Source organism: Mycobacterium sp. NGS24 (assembly GCF_059813065.1).
Genome location: NZ_JCALDW010000002.1, coordinates 99269 through 112450, shown reverse-complemented (window position 1 = coordinate 112450; position 13182 = coordinate 99269). Strand labels below are relative to the sequence as shown.

The window sequence follows — 13182 nt, the reverse complement described above, 5'->3', positions numbered from 1 at the left end:
ATCCCGCTGGATGGTCTGACTACTCGGCAGCGTCAGCGACCGTGAAGAACGGCATCGAGTAGGCGGACTCGGTCTCGGAGAACAGGATTTCGTGGGACATGGGTACTACCTTTCGGGGAAGTTGTTTCGTCGGATTCGGGCAAGCGGGTCAGAACGGGATAGACATGCAGATCTGCCTTTCCGGTCGACGAGATGGTGTCGGGGAAGGTCAGATCACTCGGCGTCGCCGGCGTGGAAAGCCGGAGCGGTGTAAGCGGTCTCGTACTCGCAGAACAGGTTCTCGTAGGACATGGTTTCCTTCTTTCGGGAGCTGGGCGGTTGAGCTGACCTGGATTCGTGGTGTCTTGTCTCCGTGTCGAAACCCATTCTTCGGCGCCGGGCACCGGCCCGGTATCCCCTTACCGGCTGCTGCGCAGCGGAAAACTCGGTCCGCTGACGGCACGAGTCGGGCCGTCCACCGATCGGGGGACGACCACTACCCGAGCCGCGTCCCCCTGCAAAACGCGGTAGTGCGCAAATCTTTATCGCACTGTGTTGCGGACGTGACCCGCGTTGCGCACTGTTGTCACGATGACCGCACCCGTGCTCGCGCTCAGAGTTCTGGCGCTGACACTCGGTGCCTTCGGGGTGTCGGCCGGGGTGGCAGCACCAATTCACGCGGACATGCTGGGCAATTCCTTTCTGAACGCGTTGACCGCCGCCGGCATCTCCTATGGGCAGCCGGCGACCGCGATCGCGCTGGGCCGGACGGTGTGTCCGAAGGTGTTGGCGCCCGGGGGCACGTTCGACGCCGTCGCCGCCGAAATGGCGGAGATCAACGGGCTGTCGCGGGAGCGGGCGGCGGGATTCACCGTTGTGGCGATCGCAACGTACTGCCCGTCGTTGCTGTCGCCGCTGTTCCCCACCCGGCTGCAGGCGTAGCCGCCGCTGCTGTCCGGCCGTGCCTGCTGTCGGCAAATTGTGTGGTTGTCCCGAGTGCCCGTAACCTCTAGCGGGTGGTCGACGACAGGCAGGGGCGCAGCGGGGCGAGGCGTCCGCGACCTGCGTCCGGCGGCGCCCGCGGGCGCGATCCGCGCCGGGAGGGCGACGCGTCATGGTCGGGTCCCGGCCGAGCCCGCCCGGCCCAACCCAGGCCCAACGCCGATCGCGCCACGCACGACGGGCCCCGGATACCGGCGGACGTCGACGCCCGACAGCTGGCCCCCGAGGTCCGGCGCGAGCTGAGCACCCTGGACCGTGCCACCGCCGACGCCGTTGCGCGCCATCTGGTGGCCGCGGGCGGGCTGCTCGACGACGACCCGGAATCCGCGCTGAGTCACGCTCGGGCGGCGCGGGCCCGCGCCAGCAGAATCGCTGCGGTCCGCGAGGCGGTCGGCATTGCCGCGTACCACTGCGGCGACTGGGCGCAGGCGCTCGCCGAATTCCGCGCGGCCCGCCGGATGGGCAGTAAATCCGCGTTGCTGGCACTGATCGCTGATTGCGAACGCGGCCTGGGTCGTCCGCAGCGGGCCATCGACCTCACGCGCGGGCCCGAGGCGGCGGAGCTCACCGGTGACGACGCCGACGAGTTGCGCATCGTCGCCGCCGGCGCCCGCGCTGACCTGGGTCAGCTCGAGCAGGCGTTGACCGTATTGTCCACCCCGCAGTTGGACCCGGCACGGACCGGCTCCACCGCGGCACGGTTGTTCTACGCCTACGCCGAGACGCTGCTGGCGCTCGGGCGTAACGACGAAGCGCTGCAATGGTTCCTGCGCTCGGCGGCAGCCGATGTCGAAGGTGTCACCGACGCCGAAGACCGGGTCAGCAGCCTTGGCTGACACCAAAACGCTTGCGCAGGAACATGATTGCCTGCTCCTCGACCTGGACGGGACAGTCTTCCGCGGCCATCAGCCCACCGAAGGTGCGGTGCAGACGCTGAGCGAGATAGCAAGCCGCACACTGTTCGTCACCAACAACGCCTCCCGGGCTGCGGACGAGGTCGCCGCGCACCTGTGTGAGCTGGGTTTCACCGCAGCGGCCGACGACGTCGTCACCAGCGCCCAGAGCGCGGCGCACCTGCTGGCCGGGCAACTTCCGTCGGGCTCGAAAGTCCTGGTCGTCGGCACCGACGCGCTGGCCGGTGAGATCTCGGCGGCCGGCCTGCGGCCGGTCCGCTCCTTCGATGACGACCCGGACGCCGTCGTCCAGGGTCTCTCGAAGACCCTCGGTTGGCCTGAGCTGGCCGAGGCCGCGCTGGCGATCCGGGCGGGCGCACTGTGGGTCGCCGCCAACGTCGACGCAACCCTGCCCACCGAGCGAGGCCTGTTGCCGGGCAACGGGTCTCTGGTCGCCGCGCTGCGTGCGGCCACCGGCGAGGAACCGCAGGTAGCGGGCAAACCGGGCCCGCAGCTGATGAAGGATGCGGTGGGGCGGGGCGATTTTCGCGCGCCGCTGGTGGTCGGTGACCGGCTGGACACCGACATCGAGGGCGCCAATGCCGCCGGACTGCCCAGCCTCATGGTGCTCACCGGCGTGAACTCCGCGCGCGACGCGGTCTTCGCCGACGCGGCCCGCCGGCCCAGCTACATCGGCGCGGATCTGCGGTCGCTGCTGCGCGAACCCGACGAGCTCAAAGTCGGCGATCAGCCAGGCTGGCAAATCGACAGCCGGGACCGGACGGTCACCGTCACCGCGAGCGGCAACGGCCAGAAGGACGAGCTGGCCATCGTGCGTGCCGTCGCCGGTGCAGTTTGGGACATGGACGAGACACCGCGCATCGAGGCCGGTGACGATCAGGCCCGCGACGCGCTGGAGCGCTGGTCGCTGCTGTCCGACGAGTAGCGTAGGAGCGCAATGACTATCGATCCCGAACAGATTCGCGCGGAAATCGAAGGGTTGATGGCCCAGCTGCCCGACCCGGCCGACGCGACAGGCGGACCGTCGCTCGAAGAGCTCGAGGACATCGCCAGACGACTATCCGAGGCGCACGACGTGCTGATGCGGGCGCTGGAGTCGGCGGAGAAGGGCTGAGTGCGCGCATGGCACGGCGTGCTCGCGTCGACGCCGAGCTGGTCCGGCGGGGTCTGGCGCGATCCCGGCAGCAGGCCGCCGAGTTGATCGGTGCCGGCCGGGTGCGCATCGACGGACTCCCGGCGCACAAGCCGGCCACCGCGGTAGCTGTCACCGCCGCTTTGACGGTCGCCGACGACGGCGAACGCAGTTGGGTGTCGCGCGGGGCGCACAAGCTGATCGGAGCGCTGGACGCGTTCGCCATCCCCGTGGCGGGCCGCCGTTGCCTGGACGCGGGCGCATCGACCGGGGGATTCACCGAGGTGCTGCTGGACCGGGGCGCCACCGAAGTCGTCGCTGCCGACGTCGGGTACGGCCAGCTGGCGTGGTCGCTGCGCAGCGACCCGCGGGTGCTGGTGATCGAACGCACCAACGTCCGCGACCTCGCGCCCGCAGCGGTCGGCGGGCCGGTCGAGCTGGTGGTGGCCGACCTGTCATTCATCTCGTTGGCCACGGTGTTGCCTGCGCTGGTTGGTTGCGCTTCGCCCGGCGCGGATATCGTTCCCATGGTGAAACCGCAATTCGAGGTGGGCAAGGGCCAGGTCGGGCCCGGTGGGGTGGTACAGGATCCCCGATTGCGCGCGGAGTCGGTGCTTGCGGTCGCGCGTCGTGCCGGCGAGCTGGGCTGGCACCCGGTCGGAGTGACGGCCAGTCCGTTGCCGGGCCCGTCGGGCAATGTCGAGTACTTCCTGTGGTTGCGCGCCCAGACCGAGGGTGCGCTGAGCGGCGATGAGTTAGCCGGCGCGGTTCAGCGCGCAGTCTCGGAGGGGCCGCAGTGACGTCACCACGAACCGTACTGCTGGTCGTCCACACGGGCCGGGACGAAGCGACCGAGACCGCCCGGCGGGTGGAAAAGGTCCTCAACGAGAACAACATTGAGCTGCGCGCGTTGTCGGCCGAGGCGGTGGACCGGGGATCGTTGCGGATGGCTCCCGGCGATATGCGGGCCATGGGCGTCGACATCGAGGTCGTCGATGCGGACCCACGGGCCGCCGAAGGCTGCGAACTGGTCTTGGTCCTCGGCGGCGACGGCACGTTCCTGCGCGCGGCCGAATTGGCCCGCAACGCCGGCATTCCGGTGCTGGGGGTGAACCTGGGCCGGATCGGTTTCCTGGCCGAGGCTGAGGCCGAGAATATCGATGTCGTGCTCGATCACATCTGTGCGAAGAGCTATCGGGTGGAAGACCGCCTGACGCTGGATGTCGTTGTGCGCCAAGGTGGCGAGGTGATCGGGCAGGGTTGGGCGCTCAACGAGGCCAGCTTGGAGAAGGGTCCCCGCCTGGGTGTGCTCGGTGTGGTGGTCGAGGTCGACGGCCGGCCGGTGTCGACGTTCGGCTGCGACGGGGTGCTGGTGTCGACTCCCACCGGGTCCACCGCCTACGCATTCTCCGCCGGTGGCCCGGTGTTGTGGCCCGACCTCGAGGCAATCCTGGTGCTGCCCAACAATGCTCATGCCTTGTTCGGCCGGCCGATGGTCACCAGCCCGGACGCGGCGATCGCGGTCGAGATCGAAGCCGACGGACACGACGCGCTGGTGTTCTGCGACGGCCGTCGGGAAATGTTGGTCCCGGCGGGCAGCCGGCTCGAGGTGACCCGCGCTGTCACACCGGTGAAGTGGGCGCGACTGGACAGCGCACCGTTCACCGACCGGCTGGTGACCAAGTTCCGGCTACCCGTCACAGGTTGGCGCGGGAAGTAGCCGGTGCTCACCGAGATCCGCATCGAGTCGCTGGGCGCCATCAGCGTCGCGACCGCCGAATTCGGCCGTGGCCTGACGGTGCTGACCGGTGAAACCGGAACCGGCAAGACGATGGTGGTCACCGGTCTGCATCTGCTCGGCGGCGCGCGCGCCGACCCGACCCGGGTGCGGTCGGGCTCCGACCGTGCCGTGGTCGAAGGTCGTTTCACCACAACCGATGTCGACGATGCGGTGACCGCGGACCTCGACGGCATCCTGGACGCCTGCGGTGCCGAGCGCGATGAAGACGCCAGCGTGATCGCGCTGCGCACCGTCAATCGGGACGGACCGTCGCGCGCCTACCTCGGCGGTCGCAGTGTGCCCGCGAAGTCGCTGAGTGAATTCACCACGCACTTGCTCGCGTTGCACGGCCAGAACGACCAGTTGCGGTTGATGCGTCCGGACGAGCAGCGCGGAGCGTTGGACCGCTTCGCGGCGGTGGGGGCCGCGGCTGAGCGTTACCGCAAGCTGCGCGATGCCTGGCTGACGGCGCGACGCGATCTCGCCGATCGCCGCGACCGGACCCGCGAACTCGTCCAGGAGGCCGACCGGTTGAAGTTCGCGCTGCAGGAGATCGACGCGGTCGCCCCCCAACCCGGTGAGGACGAGGCGCTGGTCGCCGATATTCTGCGGCTCTCTGAACTGGACACGCTGCGCGAGGCCGCGGTCTCAGCGCGCGAGTCGCTGTCGAGTTCGTCGGAGGAGGCCGTGGGCGCCGCTGACGGGCTGGCGCGGGCCCGGGCGGCGCTGGAATCGACCGGAGACACCCGGCTGCGGGCGCTGGCCGACCAGATCTCTGGTGCGCTGACGGTGGTCGTCGACGCGGTCGGCGAACTCGGCGACTACCTGGACGGGCTGCCGGTCGACGCCAGCGCGTTGGATGCCAAGCTGGCCCGGCAGGCTCAGTTGCGCACGCTGACCCGCAAGTACGCCGCCGACATCGACGGCGTGCTGCAGTGGGCGCAGGACTCCCGCGCGCGGCTTGCGCACCTGGATGTGTCCGAAGAAGGGCTGGCCGCGCTGCAGCGCCGCGTCGACGATCTCGGACACCAATTAGCTGACTTAGCAATCGATCTCAGCAAGATCCGGCGCCGGGCAGCCAAGAAACTGGCCAAGGAGGTCACCGCCGAGCTGTCCGCGCTGGCGATGGCCGACGCCGAGTTCAGCATCGGCGTCGCATCGGACCTCGCCGAGTCGACCGACGCGGCCGCGCTGTTGCTGCCCTCCGGCGAGACGGTCAGGGCCGGTGTCGACGGCATCGACGTCGTCGAGTTCGGCTTCGCCGCGCACCGCGGCATGTCGCTGCTGCCGCTGGCCAAGAGCGCCTCCGGCGGGGAGCTTTCCCGCGTCATGCTCGCCCTGGAGGTGGTGCTGGCAGCGTCGGCGACCGGGACCACCATGGTCTTCGACGAGGTGGACGCGGGTGTGGGTGGTTGGGCGGCGGTGCAGATCGGCCGGCGGTTGGCCAAGCTGGCACGTACCCACCAGGTCATTGTCGTCACGCATCTACCGCAGGTCGCCGCCTACGCCGACGTGCATCTGGTGGTACACAGCCACGGACCCAAGGGGGCCAGTGGCGTGCGCCGATTGGACAGCGACGACCGGGTGGCCGAACTGGCGCGCATGCTGGCCGGTCTGGGCGAGTCCGACAGCGCGCGGGCGCACGCCCGCGAACTGCTCGACACCGCGCAGAGCGAGCAGTGACCCCGGCGCCCGCGGGGTGCGCGAGCGACTCATAGGTGCGCCGACACGCCGATGCGGACCGTACATATGGGGACTCTGGTCCCGCGCTCCAAGACCTTGATGCCGCACCGCCATCAAGGTGTTACAGATGTGACGCTTTTAAACTAATGAGGCAGATGTTACGGCGCGCCTCCCCGCAGCGAGCGGTCCGCGCGGACAGAATCAGCCCCCATGAAGATGTCAGCACTTCTATCTCGCAACACTGACCGACCGGGTCTGACCGGCACTGCTCGCGTGGACCGCAATATCGACCGACTGCTGCGCCGGGTGTGCCCCGGCGACATCGTGGTCCTCGACATCCTGGACCTGGACCGCATCACCGCCGATGCCCTGGTCGAAGCTGACATCGCCGCCGTCGTCAACGCCTCGCCCTCGGTGTCGGGTCGCTACCCCAACCTCGGGCCCGAGGTGCTGGTCAACAACGGGGTCACCCTGATCGACGAGACCGGGCCGGAAATCTTCAAGAAGGTCAAGGACGGCGCGAAGATCCGCCTGCACGAGGGCGGGGTGTACTCCGGTGACCGCCGACTGATCCGGGGCACCGAACGCACCGATCACGACATCGCCGACCTCATGCGTGAGGCCAAGAGCGGACTGGCCGCGCACCTGGAAGCGTTCGCCGGCAACACCATCGAGTTCATCCGCAGCGAGAGTCCGCTGCTGATCGACGGAATCGGCATCCCCGACATCGACGTCGACATGCGGCGCCGGCATGTGGTGATCGTCTCCGAGGAGCCCAGCGCCGCAGACGATCTGAAGTCCCTCAAGCCGTTCATCAAGGAGTACCAGCCGGTGCTGGTCGGCGTCGGGCAGGGCGCCGACGTGCTGCGCAAAGCGGGCTACCGTCCGCAACTCATCGTGGGCGATCCCGACCAGATCAGCACCGAAGTCCTCAAGTGCGGCGCGCAGGTGGTGCTGCCCGCCGACGCCGACGGGCACGCCCCGGGTCTGGAGCGCATCCAGGATCTCGGTGTCGGGGCCATGACGTTCCCGGCCGCCGGGTCCGCGACCGATCTGGCGCTGCTGCTGGCCGATCACCACGGCGCTGCGCTGCTGGTCACCGCCGGCCACACCGCCAACATCGAGACGTTCTTCGACCGCACCCGCTCGCAGAGCAACCCCTCGACGTTCCTCACCCGGTTGCGGGTGGGGGAGAAGTTGGTGGACGCCAGGGCGGTCGCCACCCTGTACCGCAACCACATCTCCGGGGGTGCCATCGCGCTCCTGGCGCTGACGATGCTCATCGCGATCATCGTGGTGCTGTGGGTGTCGCGCACCGACGCTGTGGTGCTGCACTGGGTTGCCGACTACTGGAACCGCTTCACGCTCTGGATCCAGCACTTAATCTCCTAGATCGGACTCGTCATGATCTCGTTACGCCAACATGCGATCTCGCTGGCCGCGGTCTTCCTGGCCTTGGCCATCGGAGTTGTGCTGGGCTCGGGGTTCTTCTCCGACACCGTGCTGTCCAGCCTGCGTAACGAGAAGCGCGATCTGGCCGCACAGGTGAGCGGACTCAACGACCAGCGCAACGCGCTCAACGAAAAGCTGAGTGCGGCAAACAATTTCGATGCCCAAGTGCTCGGCCGGATCGTGCACGACGCGCTGACCGGCAAGGCGGTGGTCGTTTTCCGAACCCCCGACGCCAAGGATGACGACGTCGCCCGGGTGTCGAAGATCGTCGGGCAGGCCGGCGGCTCGATCACCGGAACCGTGTCGCTGACCCACGAGTTCGTCGAAGCCAACTCGGGGGAGAAGTTGCGCTCGGTGGTCAACTCGACGGCATTGCCGGCCGGCTCACAACTGAGCACCAAGCTGGTCGACCAGGGCTCGCAGGCGGGCGACCTGCTCGGTATCGCACTGCTGACCACGTCCAAGCCAGATGTGCCGCCCGTCGACGAGGCCCAGCGCGACACCGTCCTGGCCGCCCTGCGCGAGACCGGCTTCATCACCTATCAGCCCAGCCAACACGTCGGCGTGGCGAACGCGGCGATCGTCGTCACCGGCGGAGGGCTACCGGCCGACGCCGGCAATCAAGGGGTCACGGTGGCGCGGTTCGCCGCCGCCCTGGCCCCACACGGCTCCGGCACGGTGCTGGCCGGGCGCGACGGCTCGGCGGGCGGCAGTGCAGCGGTGGCCGTGGCCCGTGCCGATGCCGCCATGGCGGGTGCGGTAAGCACTGTTGACGACGTCAACGCCGAGTCCGGGCGGATCACCACGATTCTGGCGCTGCACGAGTTGCTCGGTGGCGCGCATCCGGCGCACTTCGGCACCGGACACGGCGCGACGTCGGTGACCGTTCCCGAGTAAGGGCGTGTTACCCGCGGCGCGACGCGGTGGATGTTAGGGTGGGTTTCCGTGGGTCGGCAGGCCCAGTTCGTTGAATTCCATGCATCGCCCTGCCCGTCTTCACGGAGGTCGCCCAGTTGCGCAAGCATCCGCAGACTGCCACCAAGCACCTCTTCGTCAGCGGTGGGGTCGCGTCGTCACTGGGCAAAGGCTTGACCGCCAGCAGCCTCGGACAGTTGCTCACCGCCCGCGGACTGGCCGTGACCATGCAGAAACTCGACCCGTATCTCAATGTCGATCCGGGCACCATGAATCCGTTTCAGCACGGCGAGGTCTTTGTCACCGAGGACGGCGCCGAAACCGACCTCGACGTCGGACACTACGAACGCTTCCTCGACCGCGACCTGTCAGGTTCGGCGAATGTCACTACCGGACAGGTGTATTCGACGGTGATCGCCAAGGAGCGCCGCGGTGAATACCTCGGTGACACCGTTCAGGTCATCCCGCACATCACCGACGAGATCAAACGGCGCATCCTGGCCATGGCCGAACCGGACGCCGAAGGCAACCGTCCCGACGTCGTCATCACCGAGATCGGCGGCACCGTCGGTGACATCGAGTCGCAACCGTTCCTGGAGGCCGCCCGCCAGGTCCGTCACTACCTGGGCCGCGAGGACGTGTTCTTCCTGCACGTGTCGCTGGTGCCCTATCTGGCGCCGTCCGGGGAACTCAAGACCAAACCCACCCAGCACTCGGTGGCCGCGCTGCGCAGCATCGGTATCAGTCCGGACGCGTTGATCCTGCGCTGCGATCGGGTCGTTCCCGAGGCGCTGAAGAACAAGATCGCGTTGATGTGTGACGTCGACATCGACGGCGTCATCTCCACCCCGGACGCGCCCTCCATCTACGACATCCCCAAGGTGTTGCACCGCGAGGAACTCGATGCCTTCGTGGTCCGCCGGCTCAACCTGCCCTTCCGCGACGTCGACTGGACCGAATGGGACGACCTGCTGCGCCGGGTGCACGAACCCCACGACACCGTGCGAATTGCTCTGGTGGGCAAATACGTCGAACTCTCCGATGCCTACCTCTCGGTCAGCGAGGCGCTGCGCGCCGGTGGCTTCAAGCATCGCGCGAAGGTCGAAATCCATTGGGTGGCTTCCGATGACTGCGAGACTCCCAGCGGCGCCGCGCACGCGCTGGCCGACGTGCACGGGGTGCTGATCCCCGGCGGGTTCGGCATCCGCGGTATCGAAGGCAAGATCGGCGCCATCCGGCATGCGCGGGCCCGCGGGTTGCCGGTGTTCGGGTTGTGCCTCGGTCTGCAGTGCATCGTGATCGAAGCCGCCCGCTCGGTGGGGCTCACCGAGGCGAACTCGGCCGAGTTCGAGCCGGACACACCGGATCCGGTGATCTCCACGATGGCCGACCAGGAACACATCGTGGCCGGCGAGGCAGATCTGGGCGGCACCATGCGGCTAGGTGCCTATCCCGCTGTGCTGCAGGAAGATTCGATTGTCGCCGAAGCGTATGGTGCTACCTCGGTGTCCGAGCGGCACCGGCATCGCTACGAGGTGAACAACGCCTACCGGGAGAAGATCGCGGAGAGCGGCCTACGATTCTGCGGGACCTCACCGGACGGGCACCTGGTGGAATTCGTCGAGTACCCCCCCGATCAGCATCCGTTCGTCGTCGGCACTCAGGCACATCCGGAGCTGAAGAGCCGGCCCACCCGTCCGCACCCGTTGTTCGTCGCATTCGTCAAAGCGGCCATCGACTATAAGGCCGGCGAACTGCTGCCTGTCGAAATCCCGGAATATCCCGATCAGCACGCGCCCAACGGCAACGAGCATCGTGGCAGTGTCGGCCAACCGTTACCCGAACCCGTCACCCGTGGCTGAGCACGCTTTCGAGACCGTAGCGTCCGAAACCCTCTATCAGGGTGCAATTTTCGCGTTGCGGCGCGACGAAGTCCGGATGCCCGGCGGCAACACCGCAAAACGGGAAGTGCTGGAGCACTACGGCGCCGTCGCGATCGTCGCGATGAACGACGACAACGAAATCGCGATGGTCTATCAGTACCGCCACACCTATGGTCGCCGGATATGGGAGTTGCCGGCCGGGCTGCTCGACGCGCCCGGCGAGGCGCCGCACCGGACGGCGGAGCGCGAACTCGAAGAGGAGGTCGGCCTGCACGCCGACACCTGGCAGGTGCTGCTCGACGTCAACACCGCTCCGGGTTACAGCGACGAATCGGTGCGTGTCTATCTGGCCACCGGGTTGCGCGACATCGGGCGGCCCGAGGCGCAGGACGAGGAAGCCGACATGACCATGTGCTGGTATGCCGTCGACGACGCGGTGCAGCGGGTGCTGAGCGGGGAGATCGTCAATTCGATTGCCATCGCGGGGATTCTGGCGGCCCACGCCGTGCATGAGGGGTTGGCCCAGCCGCGCCCGCTGGACAGCCCGTGGCTGGACAAGCCCGGCGCTTTCGCCAAGCGCAAGGCAGGGCAGTGACGACGCTGACCCTCGATGATCAGATGCAGGGTTATCTCGACCATCTGACGATCGAGCGAGGCGTTGCGGCGAACACCCTGAGCTCGTACCGACGCGACCTGCGTCGTTACTCAAAGCATCTGGAAGAGCGTGGAATTCACGATCTGGCCAAGGTCGGTGAAAGCGACGTCAGCGAATTCCTGGTGGCGCTGCGACGCGGCGACCCGGAGTCCGGATCGGTAGCGCTGTCCGCGGTGTCGGCGGCGCGGGCGTTGATCGCGGTGCGCGGGCTGCACCGCTTCGCCGCCGCGGAGGGTTTGGCGGAACTGGATGTGGCGCGGGCGGTGCGACCGCCGACGCCGGGCCGCCGGTTGCCCAAGAGCCTGACCATCGACCAGGTGCTGGCGCTGCTGGAAGCCGCCGGCGGCGAGGACGCCTCGGACGGGCCGTTGACGTTGCGTAACCGCGCGCTGCTGGAATTGTTGTACTCCACCGGATCACGGATCTCCGAGGCAGTCGGCCTGGACGTCGACGACGTCGACACGCACGCCCGGTCGGTGTTGCTGCGGGGCAAGGGCGGCAAGCAGCGGCTGGTGCCGATCGGACGTCCGGCCGTGCAGGCGTTGGACGCCTACCTGGTGCGGGGACGTCCCGACCTGGCCCGACGCGGCCGCGGCACCCCGGCGATCTTTCTCAACGCCCGGGGCGGGCGGTTGTCCCGGCAGAGCGCGTGGCAGGTCCTGCAGGATTCCGCCGAGCGTGCCGGCATCACCTCAGGGGTGTCGCCGCACATGCTGCGGCACTCGTTCGCCACCCACCTGCTCGAGGGCGGTGCGGATGTCCGCGTGGTGCAGGAGTTGCTGGGCCACGCGTCGGTGACCACGACGCAGATCTACACGCTGGTCACGGTGCATGCGCTGCGCGAGGTATGGGCCGGCGCGCACCCGCGCGCCCAGTAGCTCCCTTACTCTCGCGAGCAGACGCAAAAGCCCCCTCTGACACCGCAAATAAGGGGCTTTTGCGTCTGCTCGCGAGGGAACCTACCCCAGGAACTTGGACTCGAGCACCAGGTCGGACACCATGGACTGGTATTCCAGATGGGTCTTGTGCTCGACCGTTCGCCACGACTTGCCTTCGTGTTCGCGCATGTAGGCGCGATACTGCGGCGCACCCGGTACCCGGACATTGTCGGCGACGGCGATCGAGCCGGGATGCAGCCAGCCGCGGTCCACAATGCTCTGCAGGTCATCGAGGTACGCATCTTTGTCGTGATCGAGAAAGAGAAAATCGATTGCCCCAGAGGCGAATTGATGCTCGTTGGCCAACACGTCCAAGGTGCGTCCGCCATCGCCGATGGTCCCGACCACACACGTCACCCGATCGGCCACGCCGGCATGACTCCAGATCCGGCGGGCGTTGGCGGCGTTGGCTTCGGCGAGCTCGACGGAGTACACCGCGGCATTGGGGGCGGCCCGCGCAATTCGCAGCGCGCCGTATCCCAGGTAGGTGCCCAGTTCCAGGGCCAGCGCCGGATTGGCGCGCTTGACCGCCGCGTCGAGCAGCTGGCCCTTCTCGTCGCCGACGTTGATCAAGATGGACTTCTCGTAGGCGAACTTATCGATAGCGGCCAGCACACCGTCAAGATCACCGGCGCGGGCGTTGTTCAGCACATATTCCACGGCCGCAGCCTCGCGCCCGTCGCCGATCTGGCCGGTTTTGGTGATGTTGCGCGCACCGGTGGCCATCCGCCAGACCGACCACCGGAGCAGAGGTATACGTCGCTTCAGGTCCATAGTGACCCACCATAGGCCCACACCGTGCAGCACGATCGGCGTCGCTGCCGCGGTACAAATGTGACGGATGTGACT

Annotated in this window: 14 protein-coding genes; 12 read left to right on the top strand and 2 right to left on the bottom strand. The window is 67.9% G+C overall.

Annotated features, from left to right (window positions below; genetic code table 11):
- Positions 1-213 precede the first annotated feature (213 nt).
- Complete coding sequence (locus AC5Y6Y_RS03575; protein WP_463825284.1) at positions 214-366, bottom strand: hypothetical protein; 153 nt, start codon at positions 364-366, stop codon at positions 214-216.
- A 204-nt stretch (positions 367-570) separates the two neighbouring features.
- On the opposite strand from AC5Y6Y_RS03575, the gene AC5Y6Y_RS03570 reads away from it, so the two are divergent.
- From AC5Y6Y_RS03570 to xerD, 12 genes are all read left to right on the top strand, one after another.
- The gene (locus tag AC5Y6Y_RS03570) at positions 571-921 is read left to right on the top strand and encodes a DUF732 domain-containing protein (RefSeq protein WP_463825285.1); all 351 of its coding nucleotides are present in this window, start codon (positions 571-573) and stop codon (positions 919-921) included.
- Between the two features lie 74 nt (positions 922-995).
- Complete coding sequence (locus tag AC5Y6Y_RS03565) at positions 996-1817, top strand: tetratricopeptide repeat protein (RefSeq protein ID WP_463825286.1); 822 nt, start codon at positions 996-998, stop codon at positions 1815-1817.
- On the top strand, positions 1810-2820 hold the full coding sequence (locus AC5Y6Y_RS03560; protein WP_499918569.1) for an HAD-IIA family hydrolase: 1011 nt from the start codon (positions 1810-1812) through the stop codon (positions 2818-2820). Before AC5Y6Y_RS03565 ends, AC5Y6Y_RS03560 begins: the two co-directional genes overlap by 8 nt.
- A 12-nt stretch (positions 2821-2832) precedes the next feature.
- Positions 2833-3009 (top strand): hypothetical protein, encoded by a 177-nt coding sequence (locus AC5Y6Y_RS03555; protein ID WP_463825288.1) that lies wholly within the window; start codon positions 2833-2835, stop codon positions 3007-3009.
- A gap of 8 nt (positions 3010-3017) precedes the next feature.
- Positions 3018-3827 (top strand): TlyA family RNA methyltransferase, encoded by an 810-nt coding sequence (locus AC5Y6Y_RS03550; RefSeq protein ID WP_499918571.1) that lies wholly within the window; start codon positions 3018-3020, stop codon positions 3825-3827.
- The gene (locus AC5Y6Y_RS03545; protein ID WP_463825290.1) at positions 3824-4747 is read left to right on the top strand and encodes an NAD kinase; all 924 of its coding nucleotides are present in this window, start codon (positions 3824-3826) and stop codon (positions 4745-4747) included. Before AC5Y6Y_RS03550 ends, AC5Y6Y_RS03545 begins: the two co-directional genes overlap by 4 nt.
- Positions 4748-4750: 3 nt before the next feature.
- A complete protein-coding gene (recN, locus tag AC5Y6Y_RS03540; protein WP_499918573.1) occupies positions 4751-6490 on the top strand; it encodes a DNA repair protein RecN in 1740 nt (579 codons plus the stop codon).
- A 210-nt stretch (positions 6491-6700) separates the two neighbouring features.
- Positions 6701-7882 (top strand): putative cytokinetic ring protein SteA, encoded by a 1182-nt coding sequence (steA, locus tag AC5Y6Y_RS03535; protein ID WP_463825292.1) that lies wholly within the window; start codon positions 6701-6703, stop codon positions 7880-7882.
- Between the two features lie 12 nt (positions 7883-7894).
- Positions 7895-8839 (top strand): copper transporter, encoded by a 945-nt coding sequence (locus AC5Y6Y_RS03530; protein ID WP_463825293.1) that lies wholly within the window; start codon positions 7895-7897, stop codon positions 8837-8839.
- 116 nt (positions 8840-8955) lie between these two features.
- A complete protein-coding gene (pyrG, locus tag AC5Y6Y_RS03525; protein ID WP_463825294.1) occupies positions 8956-10719 on the top strand; it encodes a CTP synthase in 1764 nt (587 codons plus the stop codon).
- Positions 10712-11335 carry an NUDIX domain-containing protein gene (locus tag AC5Y6Y_RS03520; RefSeq protein ID WP_499918576.1) on the top strand — a complete coding sequence of 208 codons (624 nt, stop codon included), beginning with the start codon at positions 10712-10714 and terminating at the stop codon, positions 11333-11335. The genes pyrG and AC5Y6Y_RS03520 overlap by 8 nt, the downstream gene beginning before the upstream one ends.
- 23 nt (positions 11336-11358) lie before the next feature.
- Positions 11359-12273, top strand: a complete 915-nt coding sequence (gene xerD, locus AC5Y6Y_RS03515; protein WP_499918658.1) for a site-specific tyrosine recombinase XerD — start codon at positions 11359-11361, stop codon at positions 12271-12273.
- A gap of 81 nt (positions 12274-12354) precedes the next feature.
- Here the strand turns inward: xerD and AC5Y6Y_RS03510 are convergent, their stop codons facing one another.
- Complete coding sequence (locus AC5Y6Y_RS03510) at positions 12355-13107, bottom strand: O-methyltransferase (RefSeq protein ID WP_499918577.1); 753 nt, start codon at positions 13105-13107, stop codon at positions 12355-12357.
- Between the last annotated feature and the right edge of the window lie 75 nt (positions 13108-13182).